The sequence below is a fragment of the Desulfofundulus thermocisternus DSM 10259 genome, assembly GCF_000686645.1.
Classification (GTDB): Bacteria; Bacillota; Desulfotomaculia; order Desulfotomaculales; family Desulfovirgulaceae; genus Desulfofundulus; species Desulfofundulus australicus.
On sequence record NZ_JMLG01000018.1, the window covers coordinates 1 to 17515 of the forward strand.

The following is a 17515-nucleotide window of genomic DNA, read 5'->3' on the forward strand; positions in this document are numbered from 1 at the left end:
GGCCTGGTTTGCTGCCGTGTTCAGAGAAAAGTTGCTGGAAGCACGGGCGGAAATTCTGGCCCTTAAGAAAAAATATCCGTTTAACCGGTTTTGAGCGGTATTACCACCGGCTGCCTCTTTCGGGTAGCCGGTTTTTCTTTTTTGGGTTTTCGATGGAAATGCCAGCGGAATTTAAAAATTATTTTTATGATTACCGGTTTAAAATGAGAATTTCCTTTGTTCCACCAGTTGGTTGCTCCAATTTAATTTGAAGATTTTTCCCGAATCAATTTGAAAATCTACACATTACTAATGCCAATACAATGATAAATTTTAATTTTTTCACCTTATCCCTCCTAGTGTATTTGTTTATGAGATGAAAAAAGCCGGCACGAACACAATTTTAAGCTTTACCTGCTGGCCCTGTAACAGCTCACGGGCCAGGAGCCCCCTGAGATTACTGAAGAGTTCCCCGAACTGTATGCGAACTTATCCTCCAGTGATTTGCGGATCTGCTTATAGATTGTGGATGACACCTCCTTCCCCAAGAAAGGATTATTACTCCTGATTACAGAAAGCTAAGCAATTAAAAATTTAATCACATTCCAATCTCATTTTTCTAAATTACTTAAACACTTTTTCAAGCTTTTAAAACTGTGAAATTACTGTTCACTATAAAGACGGATCAAAAGAATTTTTGGATCCCTTATTTCTAAAAATGAAATGTTATATTTTTTAGAACTAGCTCCCCTAAAACATTTTTAGACAGAAGGAACTTTTATACATTCTGTAGAATGTTTACCAGGAAATAAAAGGATAAATCTAGATAAACGACCAGTATGCAAGGCCACGGTTTAAGGCTTCAGGGAGGCTAAGCGGGCCAGAATGCTGCAAAAAGAAACAGGCCCCCCTGTTCTCCAAAAAAGTTTCAGGGAGGGTTTTTCATTTGGAGAAGGAAACACTCCTGCAAAAATTAAAAAATAAAGATCCTCAGGCTCTGAGATTTCTTTACGAAATGTTTTATAAGCCCTTATTTCAGGCTGCTTTTTTTATCGTTAATGACGTTGGTCTTGCCGAGGATGTGGTGCATGAAGTATTTTTAAAGCTTCACCATAAAATTGATCAGCTCCAGGATCCTTCGAAGTTAGGGGTATGGCTTCGGCGGATGGCCGTGAACAAGGCCTGGGATATGGTCCGCAGCCGCGCTAAAGGTACGCTAATCCCCGAAGCAAAGATTGGTTATACTGATGAACAGTTTATTTCGCCGGAATTAATCTGTTTGGACAAGGAAGAAAGATTGCTTGTTCAAAAAGCCCTCAGGGGTCTCATACAATGGAAACCTTTCTTGGCGGCACATTAATGAACATCAGGACGGAATACAAGCATGATGAATCTGACCGGGTTCCGCCACCGCCGGAAGGCTTCCGAGAAATTACTGTGGAAAAAGTGAGGGTTGTTTCTTTGGAAGAAGCCAAATCAGCTTCACCTTTCCCTGTTGCCACACCGCAGTATATGCCTGGTGGCTTTAAACTTACCGAAGTTAAATTTCAAAAGTTGATCAAAAATGCGGCCCAGGTTCAGTTAAAATATACTGCTTCCGGTTCGAGATATTTCGAGATCACAGAAAAAAACACCCCCGCAGGTTATGTCCAGGGGTACGGATACGATATCGAAGATGCTGTTGTTCAGGATATTAAAATTGGGAATACCAGCGGCAAGATGATCGTATTTAAAGACAAGAGCCTAAAAATTAGGTGGATAAAGCTGGGGATAGTTTATCAACTGGAAGGAAATATTAGCAAAGAAGAAGCCTTAAAAATAGTTGAGTCTTTGCATTAAACAAATCACGGCTGGTGCTTTACTTTATATAAATTGCCGATGAATAAGACTCCGCGGGCTTGCTGGGTTCGGTTACCCCGTCATTGGTCAGGCTGTGCTCGCCTCTTACTCGATAATAATAGGCATAAAGGGGAAAAGGGACAACCGACTCCTTTTCCCCTTTACCACATATGGCTGGACAACCGGCCCCCTCTTTTACATGCGGCCGCCTCTGTCCATGGTTTTTAAGGAAAGCTTCGTAAACTAACCGGCCCTGGTTTGCGGCCTGGCCGCCAGGCCCGCCGCGGCCATCTTGCGGCGCACGTAGGCCAGCTGCATCTGCAGGGGCAGACCCATGGGGCAGTTATCTTCGCAGGCCATGAGGCCCACGCAGCCGAAGGCACCCTCTTCCGTGCCCACCACTTCAAAGTATTCCTGCGGGCTGCGCTCGTCCCGGGGGTCCAGCATAAACCGGGCCACCCGGTTTATGCCCGCCGCCCCGAGGAAGTCTTCCCGGATGTTGGCCGTGGCGCAGCCGGCAATGCAGCACCCGCATTCGATGCAGCGCTCAGCCTCGTAAATTTTCAGGGCCGTTTCGTTGTCCATACGCTCTTCCCGGGCCCGGGGATCGAACTCCCTGGTTGTGTGGATCCAGGCCTCCGTTTTCAGGGACATGTGCCTGAACCAGGTGCCCGTGTCCACCGAAAGGTCCCCTATCAGCTTGAATACCGGCAGGGGAAGGAGGGTGATCCTGGACGGCAGGTCTTTGGTCAGGGTCTTGCATGCCAGGCGGGGCTTCCCGTTGACCAGCATGGCGCAGGAGCCGCAGATGGCCGCCCGGCACACGAAGTCAAACATCAGGGAGGGGTCCTGTTCCTCCCGGATTTTATTCAAGGCCACAAACAGGGTCATGCCCGGCATTTCTTCGAGCTTGTACTCCTGCATGTAGGGCTTTATTTCCGGCGTGTTGGGGTTGTAGCGGAAGATGCTGAAAGTCAGCAGGCGTTCAGCCATGATTCTCCTCCTTATCATGTGCGTGGACTGAAATTCACCCGGGTAACGCTTGCCTTTAAAACTGGCTTGCCCTGCTTGCCGTTTGCACCCACGTTCGCTCCGGTTCGCCTCGCAGGCCAAACTGGCGCTCGGGCTTCAAGCTCCGGCGGGGTTCCCGGCCCATTCGGCTTCCTGCCTCAGGGGGCCGGTCGAGCGCATCCCGCGCTCGACCCCGCCTCCGCTTTCGCCCTCGCCAAGTTTGGCCTCTGCTCGCTCAAGTCGCTCACTTTGTGCAAACGGCAATCACTTTTTGTTCTCCTGGGTATGGTTGCCGGATTTTGCGGCGTTTGCCGCTGATGATTCGCCGTAACCCCGGTCCCCCGGCGGGAGTTCGGTGATCTTAACCGGTTCATATTTCAGCACCGGCAGTTCGGCACCCGGCGGCCAGTAGGCCAGGGTGCGCTTGAGCCAGTTTACATCGTCCCGGTAAGGGTAGTCTTCCCGGGCGTGGCTGCCCCGGCTCTCGGTGCGGTTTAGAGCGCCGTAGGCTATGCACAGGGCCAGGCGGATCATGCCGGGCAGCCTTAAGGCGGAGGCCAGTTCCGGGCTGGCGTACTTCCCGCTGGACCGCAGCCCCAGCTTTAAGGAGCGCCGGTAGAGCTCCTGGAGCTTGTCCACGGCCTTTTGCAGGTCGGGACCGTTGCGGAAAATACCCACGTATTCCATCAGGGTGTTTTCCATCTCCCTGCGGATCTCGTAAACATTCTCTTTGCCCAGCCGGCCGGAAATCAGGTCGTTGATCCTGTTTTCCTGGCGCTTGACGTGTTCGTTCACCAGCTGGAGGGGGCAGTCCAGGGTGGCTCCCAGGGTATACTCGGCCACCTTTTTGCCCACTATCATGCCGGCCACAATGGTTTCGGCCAGGGAATTGCCCCCCAGGCGGTTGAAGCCGTGCAGGTCCCAGCAGGCGGCCTCCCCTACGGCAAAGAGGCCCTTTAACCCGTAAGCATGGCCGTCGATGTTGGTTCTCACTCCCCCCATGCTGTAATGCTGGGTGGGACGTACGGGAATCAGATCTTCGGCCGGGTCAATGCCGGCAAAGTTCTTACATATATTGGCAATTTCCCGCAGGTTGGTGTAGATATGTTTCCGTCCCAGGTGGCGTATGTCCAGCCACAGGTGGGGCCCCCACTTGCTCTCCACACCGTAGCCCTTGCGGATATGCTGGATCATGCGCCGGGAGACCACGTCCCGGGAAGCCAGTTCCTTTTTCTTCGGCTCGTAGTCGGGCATGAAGCGATGCAGGTTTTTGTCCAGCAGGTACCCGCCGTCACCCCGGGCGCCTTCCGTGATCAGGATTCCCACCGGCACCATTCCCGTGGGGTGGAACTGGACCGCTTCCATATTGCCCAGGGGCACGACGCCCGTTTCCAGGGCCAGGAACATGCCGCTGCCCTCGTTGATCACGGCGTTGGTGGAGACCCCGTACAGCCGGCCGTAGCCACCCGTGGCAATGACCGTGGACCGGGCCAGGTAGGCGTGGAGCTGGCCGGTGCGCAGGCAGCGGGCTACCGCCCCGTAACATTTCTCCCCGTCGTGAATGAGGGCGATGGCTTCCATGCGGTCGTGGACGGTGATCCCCATCTTAATGACGATGCTGTCCATGGTGTACTGCAGGGTGTGCCCCGTGCCATCGGAAGTGTAGCAGGTACGCCACTTGGCCGTACCGCCGAAGTCCCGGGCCGTAATCAGCCCTTCGTATTCCTTCAAATCCTCTATTTCCCGGCCGTCGGGGAGTTTTTTCCTGCCGGCCACCACCCGGTTCCAGGGAACCCCCCAGTAGGCCATCTGCCGTACAGCAATGGGGGCGGTGTTGGCGAAGAGGCGGGCCACATCCTGGTCGCACCCCCAGTCGGAGCCCTTCACTGTATCCTCGAAGTGGATATCCGGGTTGTCACCGTAGCCCATGGCGCAGTTACCCAGGGATGCCTGCATTCCACCCTGGGCTGCGGTGCTGTGGGAGCGCCTGGGGGGAACCAGGCTCAGGATGATCACATCCAGCCCGTGAGTTGCCGCCTCAATGGCCGTGCGCTCTCCGGCCAGGCCGGCACCAATTACCAGGACGTCCGTGGTATGGGTTTGGTAGACGCTCATTGTGCACCTCCCAGCCGCATGAAGGCCCAGAGGGTGACTGCTCCCAGGGCCACAATGATTACCGTGATGGTTTTCAGCACAGCTCCGATGGTATGCCGGTTAATCCAGCCCCATTTTACAAACTGGCGGTAGAGGCCGAAGCCGGCGTGATACTCACCTGCCAGGAGCAGGATGATGTAGAACCAGAGAAAGGATTGTATCCGCTCGGCGCTGGTAACGGCCCGGATGGGCCAGCCGGTCAGGACCATCCAGACGTGAATTCCGGCCAGTACCAGGATGGCCATGCCGGTAATGGTCTGGAAGACCCATATCCAGGTGTCGGTATGCCCCAGCATTTTACTGTGGCGCAGGATAATGCGCTGTTCCTTCCATTTGTTGGGGATCCGCCGCCCGGCCACCACTATGTGCACCAGGGCTACCAGGAGAATAAAGGGGATACCGATGTAGGAAAGGTAGTATTCGTCCAGAAATGCGGACAAACGGTCAAAAGTTGTGACCCCGAGCAGTATGGCAGCCACAAACAGCATGTGGGTCCACAGGAAACCTACCAATAAAATGCCGCTGGCCAGTTCGACCAGATCCACCAGCATATCAGCCCGGGGATTGCGTGTGAGCAGTTTTTCCTGCGTATTCATGGAACCCTCCTTTCCGGTGGTGACGTTTGGTGATATTTTTTGCCGCGGCACCTGCAGTATTTTCGCAATTTTCGTGCCAAGCTTTCAAAGTTTGCGGGTGAGGGCCGGGGTGCCGGGAGCCTGAAAAAACTGGACCATTCAGGTATAATTAAGACTTATAAAATTTATAAGCCCTGCTAGCTTCTAAAAATATGAATTCTTAAAATTAGAAATGGTTATAATGTTATAAAACTTGAGGTAACTTTTGCCAGTGGAGGCTTCCTATTCTCCGGCAGGCACTGGTAAGAATGGCAGGGTTTTTAAGCCCGCGGGCAGTATGAGGCGCATACCTTTAGCAAATAATATGTGTGCATTCCCGGACAGGCGCAGGAAAGAGGTGAAAAGATGGTTCGCACGCTGTATGTGGGAAATTTACCCTGGGCGACCAGGGCTGAGGATCTGGAAGAGGCCTTTTCCCGCTATGGAGAAATTATCAGCGCCCGGGTAATCACAGACCGCCAGACCGGGCGCTCAAGGGGATTTGGTTTTGTTGAGGTGGCTGATGAGGATGCCGAGGCCATCATAGCTGCTTTGAACGGAACGGAGTTCAATGGGCGGGTAATTACAGTTAATGAAGCCAGGCCCAGGGAAGAACGTTCCTGAAAAAGCAAACCCCCCGGATCCTCCGGACCGGGAGGTTTTCTTTTTACCGGCAAAATTATCTTCTTTTTTTAAGCAGGAATTTTCTTTTCCAGTTAGAATACTATATATCCTAACCAGATGGATCCTGACTTAAATAAAATTAAATAAAATTAAATAAAATAAATTAAAAATTAAGGAGGCATGCCTTTTGACCATTGATCCGCAGGCGCTGGTTAAGGTTGTCGTTGAGGCGGCGGAAGATAAAAAAGCTTACGACATCACCGTACTGGATATCAGCAGGATATCCATTATCGCCGATTACTTTGTTATCTTAAGCGGGCGCTCTACAACCCAGGTCCAGGCCATTGCAGAGGAAATTATCAGGGTGGTACAGGAGAGGGCCGGTCTTGTTCCCCGGCAGGAAGGTATGCGGGAAGGGCGCTGGGTGCTGCTGGATTACGGTGACGTGGTGGTTCATGTCTTCCTGGAGTCTGAACGGCAATTTTATAACCTGGAACGTCTGTGGGGAGATGCCCGGGTAGTGGCCATGTCCGTGAACCTGTAAAAAATTTTGCTTTCAGGCTGTTGACAAACGGGCGGGCATGTCGTACAATTGTAGATGTCTGCAGCAAAGTATAAAATTTAATGACGGTGATGGGGAGCAGTAAGCAGCTTGCGGTGTCCACAGAGAGCCGCCGGTGGGTGCGAGGCGGTGAACCGGGTTGCTGAACTCGCCCCGGAGTTGCCCGGGGGAAAGTAAAAGTACTTCGGGCCGGTGTGTGACCGTTAGAGCACATGAAGAGGGTAAATATGGGGCTGTGGCGCAGAGGGAGCGCGCTTCCTTGGCATGGAAGAGGCCGCGGGTTCGATTCCCGCCAGCTCCACCATTTACCAAGTAGGGTGGTACCGCGGGAAAACCTCCCGTCCCTAAGAGGGGCGGGAGGTTTTAGTTTTACATACATCGTGGAAAGCGGGCCAGAACGGTCGTTTACTGTAACTTTATTCCTTTATTAAGTTAATATTTTAAAGTTTTAAAACATTATTTAGGAGGTCGGTGGGATGGACCGCTTTGACCAGCTTACCATGGGGGAATTGCTCGACAGGACAACTGCTCTTTACCCCGATAATGAGGCCCTGGTTTACGCGGACCGGGGGTTGCGCTATACATACAGGCAATTTCAAGAATTATGCAACCGTGTGGCCAGGGGTTTGATGGCTCTGGGTATAAAGCGGGGTGAGCACATCGCCCTGTGGGCTACCAACATACCCGAGTGGGTATTGCTGCAGTTTGCCTCGGCCAAGATCGGTGCCGTGCTGGTGACGGTAAATACCAACTATAAAACCAGGGAACTGGAGTACCTGCTGCGGCAGTCCGATGCCACCACCCTCCTGCTTATAAGCGGAACGAAGGAATCCAGTTACGTAGAAATGCTTTATGAACTGTGTCCGGAACTGGGCCATTGCCTGCCCGGCCGGCTGAATGCGAAAAAGTTCCCCATGCTGCGCAATGTGGTTTTGATAGGGGATGAAGAACATCCCGGTATGTACACCTGGGAACAGGTGCTGGGGATGGCGGGGGCCATTTCCGAACAGGAGCTGGCAGCCCGGCAGGCTTCCCTGGATCCCGATGATGTAATCAACATGCAGTACACCTCCGGGACCACCGGTTTCCCCAAGGGTGTTATGCTGACCCACAGGAATCTGGTCATGAATGCCAGGAGTGTGGCCGAGTGCCTTAATTTCAGCTCCCGGGACCGCCTGTGCATTCCGGTACCCTTCTTCCACTGCTTTGGCTGTGTGCTGGGAACCCTGACCTGCGTGGTGGCGGGAGCCACCATGGTACCCCTGGAAACCTTCAATCCGGTGCGGGTCCTGGAAACGGTGGAAAAGGAAAAGTGCACCGCCCTGCACGGCGTGCCCACCATGTTCATCACCGAGCTGGAAGTGCTGGATAAACAGCATTTTGATACCTCTTCCCTGCGCACGGGCATCATGGCCGGGGCCCCCTGTCCCATGGAAGTCATGAAGGCGGTGGTAAACCGCATGGGGATGCGGGAGATAGTCATCACCTACGGCCAGACCGAGGCCTCGCCGGGAATTACCATGACCAGGACCGATGACCCCCTGGAAATCCGGGTGTCCACCGTGGGCCGGCCCCTGCCGGGGGTGGAGGTCAAGGTGGTGGATCCGGCTACCGGGGAAGAGGTGCCCCGGGGCTACCAGGGTGAGATTTGCGCCCGGGGTTACAACGTGATGAAGGGTTACTATAAAATGCCCGAGGCTACGGCCAGCACCATCGACGCGGAGGGCTGGCTGCACACCGGCGACCTGGGGATAATGGATGAACAGGGGTACGTCCGTATTACGGGACGGATCAAGGATATGATCATCCGGGGCGGGGAAAACATCTACCCCCGGGAAATTGAAGAGTTCCTGCACACCCACCCCAAGATTAAGGATGTACAGGTGGTGGGAGTGCCCAGTGAAAAATACGGTGAAGAGGTAATGGCCTTTATCCAGCTCAAGGATGGCTGTACCGCCACGGCCGAGGAGATCAGGGAGTTCTGCAAAGGCAAGATTGCCCGCTATAAAATACCGCAGTATATTCAGTTTGTGTCCAGTTACCCCACCACGGCCAACGGGAAGGTGCAGAAGTTCAAGCTGCGGGAGCAGGCCATCCGGGAGCTTAACCTGTACCGGGCGGCCCGGGTAGTAACAGCCTGAAAGTAGCCTGTTGCCCCCGGGGTGGTGAAGACATCTGGTTGTCCACCACCCCGTTTTTCTCTTTTCACCGGGGTGAACTGCCCTGTTTTGGCTCCCGCTCGCTCCAGTGAGCCTCGCGGGCCAAACTGGTGCTCAGCTCAAAGCTCCGGCAGGCTTCCCGGCAAATTCGGCATCCTACCTCAGTTGCCGGCCTCGGGCATCCATGCCCTCGGGCCTGCCTTCGCTTTTCGCCTCGCCAAGTTTGGCTAACCGCTCGGCTCAAGTTGCTCGCTACCGAGCCAAAACAGGGTTCAAAACTGGGGATCTCTCAGGATAACTCATTCTTGTCCCGGGCATGACATTTGTGATAAAATGACACTTATGATGAAATGCCGTCGAAATAGAGGATTGGTGGTTCAGGCATACGCAAGGAGGATGCTCAGGTGAAGGAACGCTACGATTTCAGGGAGATTGAAGCCAAATGGCAGAAACGCTGGGCTGAGGAAAATATATACAAGACTGCGGATTTCTCGGAGCGCCCGAAATATTACTGCCTGGAGATGTTTCCCTACCCTTCCGGCAAGCTGCACATGGGCCACGTGAGAAATTACTCCATCGGTGATGTGGTGGCCCGCTTTAAAACCATGCAGGGTTATCACGTCCTGCACCCCATGGGGTGGGATGCCTTCGGCCTGCCGGCGGAGAACGCGGCCATCAAGCACGGCAACATCCACCCCGCCGACTGGACCATGGATAACATCAGGGCCATGCGTACCCAGTTGAAGCAGCTGGGCATCAGTTACGACTGGGACCGGGAGATCGCCACCTGTCACCCCGGATACTATAAATGGACCCAGTGGCTCTTCCTGCAGCTCTACCACAAAGGGCTGGCCTATAAGAAGAAGGCGGCGGTGAACTGGTGCCCCTCCTGCGCCACGGTGCTGGCCAACGAGCAGGTCAAGGAGGGCGCCTGCGAGCGCTGCAAGACGCCCGTGGAAAAACGGGAACTGGAGCAGTGGTTCTTTAAAATCACCGCCTATGCCGAGCGTCTGCTCAAGGACCTGGAGCTGCTGGAGGGCTGGCCGGAGAAGGTCAAAATCATGCAGGAAAACTGGATCGGCCGCAGCGAGGGGGCGGAAATCCGCTTTCCCGTGGACGGTATGGATGAGGAGATCGTGGTCTTTACCACCCGTCCCGACACGGTGTTTGGAGTCACGTACATGGTGCTGGCCCCGGAACATCCCCTGGTGGAAAAGCTCATTGAGGGCAGGCCCGAGGCCGGGGCGGTGCGCGACTTTGTACGGCGGGTGCGCAATTTGAGCGAAATTGCCCGGACAGCCACCGACTCGGAAAAGGAGGGGCTGTTTACAGGGGCGTACTGCATCAATCCTCTGAACGGCGAACGGGTACCCATACTGGTGGCCAATTATGTCCTGATGGAATACGGTACCGGGGCGGTTATGGGTGTGCCCGCCCACGACCAGCGGGACTTTGAATTTGCCCGCAAGTACAACCTCCCCATCCGGGTGGTCATCCAGCCGCCCGGGATGGAACTGGACCCGCAGGCCATGACCGAAGCCTATGCCGGCGACGGGGTGATGGTGAACTCGGGTCAGTTCAACGGGCTGTCCAAAGATGAGGGGATCCGGGCGGTTATTGCCTACCTGGAAGAGAAAGGCCTGGGCCGCGGCCAGGTGAACTACCGCCTGCGGGACTGGTTGATTTCCCGCCAGCGCTACTGGGGGGCGCCCATCCCCATTGTTTACTGCGAGCGGTGCGGTATTGTCCCCGTGCCGGAGGAGGACCTGCCCGTGCTCCTGCCCCGGGACGTGGAATTCAAGCCCACCGGGCAGTCGCCCCTGGCCGACTGCCCGGAGTTCGTCAACACCAGCTGCCCCCGGTGCGGCGGGCCGGCCCGGCGGGAGACCGATACCATGGATACCTTCATGTGTTCTTCCTGGTACTACTACCGCTACACCAGCCCCCGGGACGATAAACAGCCCTGGGACCGGGCCAGGGTGGACTACTGGCTGCCCGTGGATCAGTACATTGGCGGGGTAGAGCACGCCATTCTACACCTTCTGTATTCCCGTTTCTTCACCAAAGTGCTCTATGACCTGGGCCTGGTGAGCATCCAGGAGCCCTTTACCAACCTGTTAACCCAGGGCATGGTGTTGAAAGACGGGGCCAAGATGTCCAAGTCCAGGGGGAACGTGGTCAGCCCCGAGGAGATTGTGGCCAGATACGGTGCCGATACCGCCCGGCTGTTCATCCTCTTTGCCGCGCCTCCCGAGCGGGATCTGGAGTGGAGCGACCAGGGGGTGGAGGGCTGCTACCGGTTCCTCAACCGGGTCTGGCGGCTGGTCACCTCCGTGGCCGAAGGCCTGCTGGAAGCGCCGCCGAAGCCCGCGGGCAGGCTGGTGGGGGTGAACCGCCAGATGCACCGCCTGACCCACCTGACCATTAAAAAAGTCACCGAGGATGTCGGCAACCGGTTTAACTTCAACACTGCCGTCAGCGCCATCATGGAGCTGGTCAATGCCCTCTATCAATATAAGGAAGTTCCGGAAACTGACCGGGATCCGGCGGTTTTGCGGGAGGCCGTTGAGCACCTGCTCATCCTGCTGGCCCCCTTTGCTCCCCACATAACCGAGGAGTTGTGGGAAATTACCGGCCATACGGAGAGCATCCACAGGCAGCCCTGGCCGTCTTACGACCCCGAAGCCATTGTGGAAGACGAGATTACCATTGTGGTCCAGATCAACGGCCGGGTACGGGAGCGGGTGCTGGTGCCGGCGGACATCACCCCGGAACAAATGAAAGAGGTGGTCCTGGCCCAGCCCCGGGTGCAGAAACTGGTGGAGGGCAAGCAAATAGTGAAGGTCATTCCCGTGCCGGGGAAACTGGTGAATATCGTGGTGAAGTGACAAAAGGGCCGCTGGCGTTTCACCAGCGGTCTTTCATATAAGTCCGGCTTCCTTTCCGGCCCGTTGCAGACCAACGAAATCTCTGGATACGCCAAAAAACAGGAGGAAGTTTGCCTTGCTGGTAAAACAGGTAATGCTGGAAAATCCCCGGACTCTTTATCCCTGGCAAACCCTGACTGACGCTTGCGAGGTTTACCGGCGGCAGGGGGTGAACTGCGCCCCGGTTATTGATGATGACGGTAAGGTTATTGGTATCCTGACTGTTTTTCAGGTTCTCCAGGCCCTGCAGAGGGGTGCTTCCTTTGATACCCCTGTGGAACAGGTAATGGAGCGGGATATTACGACCATATACGAGGATATGCATTTTAACGAGGTAAGTAACCTGCCCATAGACCGCCTGGTCATTCTCAACCGGCAGGGTGGACTGGCCGGGGTCCTGACCCGCATAGACCTGATCAATAAAGTGCACAGCGCCCTGGAGGCCACCGAGTATAAGCTGGCGGTGATTCTCCAGTCGGTGCATAATGGTATCATTGCCGTGGATGCCCGGGGTGATGTTTGTCACTTCAACGCAGCCGCAGAAAAGTTAACCGGCATCCCGGCGGTCAAGGTGCTGGGACGGCCGGCCGGACCTTTGCTTGAACAGCTGGGTCTTGGCCGGGTGGATCCCGGGGTTGATGCCTATTTGGGGCGCTTTAAGGTGGGGGATAAGGCGTTGATCATCCGGCAGAGCCCCATTTTAAAGGATGATCAGGCTCAGGGCTTTGTGCTGGTTTTGCAGGACATTTCGGATCTGGAAGACATATCCAGTCAGCTGGATTCGGTGCGCAATTTGAATAAAGAGCTGGCCGGGGTTATCCAGTCCTGTTACGACGGTATAGTGGTAATCGATGGGCAGGGGAATGTAGAACGGGTTAACGCCAGCTACGGCCGGATTACCGGCATGGATTCACCGGAGGAAATCCAGGGGAAAAACGTGGCCGAACTGGCTTTGGGGCGGCATAAACATCTTTTAAAAATCTACAATGAGATTATGTCCGGCAAGTCCCTATATATCATGGCGGTGCACACGGATGAAGGAGCGGAGCTCATCTTTTCCGGTAGCGCGGTGGCCGGGGAGAGGGGGGAAGTGGACCGGATTGTCATCAACCTGCGGGATATAACCGAGCTCAACCGGTTAAAGGAGGAGGCTGCCCGGGCTTCTGCGGAGCTGAAGGAATTGCGGGCCAGGCGGCTGGCCGGCGAGGAAATCATTGCCGAAAGTCCCCAGATGCGCCGGGTGGTGGAACAGGCCCTGCGGGTGGCCACCGTGGACTCTACGGTGCTCATCACCGGCCCTTCGGGGGTGGGTAAGGAGAGGCTGGCCAGGCTCATTCACCGCTACAGCCCCAGGGCGGATAAGCCTTTTATCGAAATCAACTGCGGGGCCATTCCGGAACCCCTCCTGGAGTCCGAGCTTTTCGGTTACGAAAAGGGAGCCTTCACCGGAGCCCAGAAGGAGGGAAAGCTGGGGCTGTTGGAGATTGCCAACGGTGGTACAGTGTTCCTGGACGAAATCGGGGACATGCCCTTGAACCTGCAGGTCAAGTTGCTGCGGGTGCTTCAAGAGCAGGTCATTTACCGGGTGGGAGGGCGCAGGCCCATCAAGCTGAATATTCGCATAATTGCTGCTACCAACAAGGATTTAAAACATCTCATTGCCGAGAAAAAGTTTCGGGAAGACCTGTACTACCGGCTGAATGTGGTGCCCATCAGCATCCCGCCATTGAAAGAACGCCGGGAAGATATTCTGCCCCTGGCTACCCATTTTCTCAACCGCTTTAACGCCAGGCACGGCACCAGGAAGCGCCTGGGTATGGAAACCTGCCGTTTGTTGGAGAGCTACTCCTGGCCGGGGAACGTCAGGGAGCTGATCAACCTTATTGAGCGCCTGGTGATCATGTGCGAGGAGGAGGTAATTGAGCCCCACCATCTGCCCGGCGAACTTATGGAAGCCCTGGGCAGGGAAGGGTGGCGTCCCCAGATTATGGAGATTGTGTCCCTGCAGGAGGCCAGGGAGGCTACGGAAAAAGAATTAATCAGGATGGCCCTTGAAAAATACCGTAGCCTGCGCCGGGCAGGACAGGTTTTGGGAATTTCCCACTCCACCCTTCTGCGTAAGGCCCGCCAGTATGGCCTGGTGGTACAGAACTGTACCGATGCGGTGCAAAACTAAACCGTTCTATGTGCACAATAAAGAAGGTCCCCGGTTGATTTTTGCCGCTGAAACCAGCAGGGGCTTTTTCTTTTGCCTTCGCATGGAGTTTGCGTGGAAAATATGCCGTAAAAAATCTTGAAAGTTACAAACTATAAACAAGATGAGGTGAAGGGTATGCGTTACAGGATTATCGTGATCGGTGGGGGGCCCGGCGGTTATGTGGCGGCTATCCGGGCGGCCCAGCTGGGGGCCCGGGTGGCGCTGGTGGAGAAGGAGGAACTGGGAGGAACCTGTCTGAACCGTGGCTGCATTCCCACCAAGGTGCTGGCCGCGGCTGCGGATATGCTGGCCGGTATTAAGAGGGCGGGCGAATTTGGTATCTCCACCGGAGCGGTGGAGGTGGACATGGCCGCCCTGATGGAGCGCAAGCGCCAGGTGGTCGGGCGGCTTGTTTCCGGCATTCAATTTTTGCTTAAGAAGAACAAGGTGGAGCTGGTCCGCGGGACGGCTGTGCTGACCTCGCCGCGTACAGTTAAAGTAATCCTTTCCGACGGGGCTGAACAGGAGCTGGAGGCAGAGAATATTATCCTGGCCACCGGTTCCGGCCCGGCGCTCATCAAGAGCCTGGGGTATGACGGCCGGCAGGTGATTACCTCGGACGAAGCTTTAAACCTGACCTCGGTTCCGGAACGGTTGCTTATTGTCGGCGGGGGTGTGGTGGGATGCGAGTTTGCTTCCATTATGGCCGCCCTGGGCAGCAGGGTTACCCTGGTGGAAATGATGCCCTCCATCCTGCCCGGCGCGGATCTGGAAGTATCCCGGTACCTGCAGGGAATTTTTAAACGTCAGGGGATTACCGTCAGGACCGGGACCACCATCAAGGCCGTCCGCAAGGAAGCCGGCGGTGTGATGGCCGAACTGGATGGCGGGGAGGAAATTGCCGCCGATCTGGTCCTTATCTCTGTGGGCCGTGTTTTGAATACCGGTGGACTGGGGCTGGCGGAAGCGGGAGTGGCCCTGGGCCAGCGGGGTGAGGTGCTGGTGAATGAACGTATGGAAACCTCGGTGCCGGGCATTTACGCCGTCGGGGACATCACCGGTAAGATCCAGCTGGCCCACGTGGCTTCGGCCCAGGGACTGGTGGCCGTCCACAATATTATGGGCGAGAACAGGGAAATGGACTACCGGGTGGTGCCGTCCTGCATCTTCACCCGTCCCGAGGTGGGAATGGTCGGCCTGACCACGGAGCAAGCCCGGGCTCAGGGCTATGAAGTGAAAACAGCCAAATTCCCCATGATGGCCAGCGGTAAGGCCCAGGCCATGGGAGAAACCGAAGGTTTTGTCAAGATGGTGGCTGACGCCCGTACCGGTTTCCTTCTGGGGGTACACATAGTAGGTCCCCATGCTTCCGACCTGGTAGCCGAAGCGGCCGTAGCTCTGGAAATGAATATGTCGGCTGAGCAGCTGGCCCGGGTGATCCATGCCCATCCTACCCTGGCCGAAACGATTATGGAAGCGGCGGAAGGAATTCACGGTTTATCCATTCATGCCTGACCCGGGTTGCAGGAAAATGCAGTTTCCGTGGTGAGGTTTGGTTTTGCACCGGAATGGTGCGACAGTGAACCGGCCTGTTCTGAACGGACAGGCCTTTATTGGTGCGAAAATGAACCAGTATTGGTGAGGCCGGAGATTGCACCTGACCTTTGTCGCCCGGCTGACATATGGCACGCTTTTTGCTGCCATAAGTAAACGTAATAGCGCCGGCGCGGGGATATGCAAAATATCATGAAAGGAACGGGGGGAAAGTATGAATTCTTATGGCTACTGGATACTGGGACTGGCCGTCTTATATACGGCGGTGCTCATAGTTCTGGGCAATATTGTCCGTCGCAGGGCTACCTCTGCCGAGGGGTTCTGGGTGGGTGGCCGGTCCTTCAGGCCCTGGATGGTATTTGCGTGCATTACCGGCCTCTTCTCTGGTTCTACCTTTATCGCTGTTATGGAACTGGCTTATCTTAAAGGAGTATCCGCCGCGTGGTATGGTGTGGCGGAAATGGTGCATGTGCTCATTATCGCAATTGTGCTCCTGGGGATGTTTCGCCGGAAATTGGTTGTTACCATTTCCGGCCTGATTGGCGACCACTTTGGCCGGTTTGCTCTGGGAGTGGCAGGGCTGATTACAGCCTTAACCTTCCCTATGTGGTCGGTGGCAACCGCCCTTTCCTTTGCCTCCGCGGTTTCCGCCTTTACCAACCTGCCCATTACGGTTTCCGTGATTATCAGCGCCCTGTTGCTGCTGATATACCTTCAGGCTGGTGGTATGTGGTCGGTGGTTATGACCCAAACCGCCAACACCATTATGTTCGCCCTCATGTTTATTATAGGCGCCGTTGCTTTCTTCATCAAACCGGGGATTGGTGGTCTGACCCAGCTGGCCGCGAGCAGACCCGAGATGTTTGACCCCGCCGGGGTAGGCCTGCAGGTAATTATTGCCTGGTTCGCTACCTTTCTCATCAACGTGCTGCTGGCCCAGGCCGCCTTACAGATGGCCCTGTCCTGCCGCACGGTGGAAGAGGGGCGCAGGGGGCTACTTATGGCTGTTGGTGCTAACATTTTCTTCATCTTCTTCGGCGTTCTCTTCGGCCTGGCTGCTGCGACGGTAGTTCCCGGCGGTGCCAGGGGAATGATCCAGGTACCCCTCTACCTGGCGCAGGTGCTTCCCGCCCCCCTGGTGGGATTGTTCTTCCTCGGTGTTTGGGCCTGCGCCCTGGGCTGGGGAGCACCCTGCCAGTTCTCCGGTTCCACCAGTCTGGGCAGGGACTTCATGGGTGCGGTTAACCCCGGATTAGCCGACGAACAAAAAGTTCGTTATACCAGGATCTCCCTGGTGATTTTAACCGGATTGATGATCCTGCTCAGCTTTCTGCGCAGCGATCAGGCCGCCTGGTGGAACGTGCTGGCCTGGACCCTGCGCAACGGGGCCACCTTTGCCCCGGTGGTGGCGGCTCTGTTCTGGCCCCTGGCTACACGGCGGGCTGCGGTTACCGCCATGCTCTGCGGGTTCCTATTCGGCCTGGCCTGGTATTACCTGGGCGGCTGGCATCCGAGTAATTTCTACCTGAACATTCACCCGGTGTTTGTGGGCATGTCGGCCAATATCCTGGGTTTGGTTGTGGTAACTCTGGTGGAACAGGCCGGGAAATGGCGTATAGGCGGACCCAACCTGGCAGCTGTACGCCGGTCCCTGGCCCTGTTTTCCGGCACCGCTACCGCAGCGGTTCTGTTCCTGATCCTCACCAGCTTCGGCTGGCTGCATAAAAAGGGATTATTGGGCCTGGCCCTCTTCCTGGTGGTAACAGGTCTCTATCTCCTGATTTTGTCCGTGGTGGTGCCCAAAGAGGAAATGGTGGCCGATATGGAAACGGACCCCGCCACGGCATGATTACCTGGGGTTGAAGTAATTTTCAATAAATTTTAGGAAGGAGACA

12 protein-coding genes and 1 tRNA gene are annotated in these 17515 nt (G+C 55.6%); 10 read left to right on the forward strand and 3 right to left on the reverse strand.

The genetic code is table 11. From position 1 onward, the window contains the following. The first annotated feature begins 925 nt into the window (after positions 1-925). A complete protein-coding gene (locus BR83_RS16460) occupies positions 926-1339 on the forward strand; it encodes an RNA polymerase sigma factor (protein ID WP_051618171.1) in 414 nt (137 codons plus the stop codon). Further along, on the forward strand, positions 1312-1818 hold the full coding sequence (locus BR83_RS0111420) for a DUF4367 domain-containing protein (protein ID WP_027357187.1): 507 nt from the start codon (positions 1312-1314) through the stop codon (positions 1816-1818). The genes BR83_RS16460 and BR83_RS0111420 overlap by 28 nt, the downstream gene beginning before the upstream one ends. 243 nt (positions 1819-2061) lie before the next feature. On the opposite strand, the gene BR83_RS0111425 is transcribed toward BR83_RS0111420, so the two are convergent. The 3 genes from BR83_RS0111425 to BR83_RS0111440 all read right to left on the reverse strand — a co-directional run bounded on the left by BR83_RS0111425 (position 2062) and on the right by BR83_RS0111440 (position 5579). Continuing rightward, on the reverse strand, positions 2062-2811 hold the full coding sequence (locus BR83_RS0111425; RefSeq protein WP_027357188.1) for a fumarate reductase iron-sulfur subunit: 750 nt from the start codon (positions 2809-2811) through the stop codon (positions 2062-2064). 282 nt (positions 2812-3093) lie between these two features. Beyond that, positions 3094-4944, reverse strand: a complete 1851-nt coding sequence (locus BR83_RS0111435) for a fumarate reductase flavoprotein subunit (protein ID WP_027357189.1) — start codon at positions 4942-4944, stop codon at positions 3094-3096. Continuing rightward, complete coding sequence (locus BR83_RS0111440; protein ID WP_027357190.1) at positions 4941-5579, reverse strand: succinate dehydrogenase/fumarate reductase transmembrane subunit; 639 nt, start codon at positions 5577-5579, stop codon at positions 4941-4943. Before BR83_RS0111440 ends, BR83_RS0111435 begins: the two co-directional genes overlap by 4 nt. A gap of 384 nt (positions 5580-5963) precedes the next feature. Here BR83_RS0111440 and BR83_RS0111450 point away from each other — a divergent pair, with 384 nt between their 5' ends. The 8 genes from BR83_RS0111450 to BR83_RS0111490 all read left to right on the forward strand — a co-directional run bounded on the left by BR83_RS0111450 (position 5964) and on the right by BR83_RS0111490 (position 17469). Continuing rightward, positions 5964-6221: an RNA recognition motif domain-containing protein gene (locus BR83_RS0111450; RefSeq protein ID WP_027357191.1), complete on the forward strand. Its 258-nt coding sequence runs from the start codon at positions 5964-5966 to the stop codon at positions 6219-6221. 187 nt (positions 6222-6408) lie between these two features. Further along, a complete protein-coding gene (gene rsfS / locus BR83_RS0111455; RefSeq protein ID WP_027357192.1) occupies positions 6409-6765 on the forward strand; it encodes a ribosome silencing factor in 357 nt (118 codons plus the stop codon). Positions 6766-7012: 247 nt separating this feature from the next. Further along, positions 7013-7087: transfer RNA gene (locus BR83_RS0111460), tRNA-Ala, on the forward strand. Between the two features lie 172 nt (positions 7088-7259). Beyond that, the gene (locus BR83_RS0111465; RefSeq protein WP_027357193.1) at positions 7260-8924 is read left to right on the forward strand and encodes an AMP-binding protein; all 1665 of its coding nucleotides are present in this window, start codon (positions 7260-7262) and stop codon (positions 8922-8924) included. Positions 8925-9346: 422 nt separating this feature from the next. Next, positions 9347-11830, forward strand: a complete 2484-nt coding sequence (leuS, locus tag BR83_RS0111470; RefSeq protein WP_027357194.1) for a leucine--tRNA ligase — start codon at positions 9347-9349, stop codon at positions 11828-11830. A 115-nt stretch (positions 11831-11945) separates the two neighbouring features. Next, positions 11946-14045, forward strand: a complete 2100-nt coding sequence (locus tag BR83_RS0111475; RefSeq protein WP_027357195.1) for a sigma-54-dependent Fis family transcriptional regulator — start codon at positions 11946-11948, stop codon at positions 14043-14045. Positions 14046-14201: 156 nt separating this feature from the next. Next, positions 14202-15581 (forward strand): dihydrolipoyl dehydrogenase, encoded by a 1380-nt coding sequence (gene lpdA, locus BR83_RS0111485; RefSeq protein ID WP_027357196.1) that lies wholly within the window; start codon positions 14202-14204, stop codon positions 15579-15581. Positions 15582-15834: 253 nt separating this feature from the next. Next, the gene (locus tag BR83_RS0111490; protein ID WP_027357197.1) at positions 15835-17469 is read left to right on the forward strand and encodes a sodium:solute symporter family protein; all 1635 of its coding nucleotides are present in this window, start codon (positions 15835-15837) and stop codon (positions 17467-17469) included. Positions 17470-17515: the final 46 nt, after the last annotated feature.

Excerpts from the sequence above, each read along its gene's own strand:
- BR83_RS0111420 (WP_027357187.1), top strand. The coding sequence starts at position 1,312 with ATGGAAACCTTTCTTGGCGGCACATTAATGAACATCAGGACGGAATAC.
- BR83_RS0111425 (WP_027357188.1), bottom strand. The coding sequence starts at position 2,811 with ATGGCTGAACGCCTGCTGACTTTCAGCATCTTCCGCTACAACCCCAAC.
- BR83_RS0111440 (WP_027357190.1), bottom strand. The coding sequence starts at position 5,579 with ATGAATACGCAGGAAAAACTGCTCACACGCAATCCCCGGGCTGATATG.
- BR83_RS0111465 (WP_027357193.1), top strand. The coding sequence starts at position 7,260 with ATGGACCGCTTTGACCAGCTTACCATGGGGGAATTGCTCGACAGGACA.
- BR83_RS0111450 (WP_027357191.1), top strand. The coding sequence starts at position 5,964 with ATGGTTCGCACGCTGTATGTGGGAAATTTACCCTGGGCGACCAGGGCT.
- BR83_RS0111490 (WP_027357197.1), top strand. The coding sequence starts at position 15,835 with ATGAATTCTTATGGCTACTGGATACTGGGACTGGCCGTCTTATATACG.
- lpdA (WP_027357196.1), top strand. The coding sequence starts at position 14,202 with ATGCGTTACAGGATTATCGTGATCGGTGGGGGGCCCGGCGGTTATGTG.
- BR83_RS0111435 (WP_027357189.1), bottom strand. The coding sequence starts at position 4,944 with ATGAGCGTCTACCAAACCCATACCACGGACGTCCTGGTAATTGGTGCC.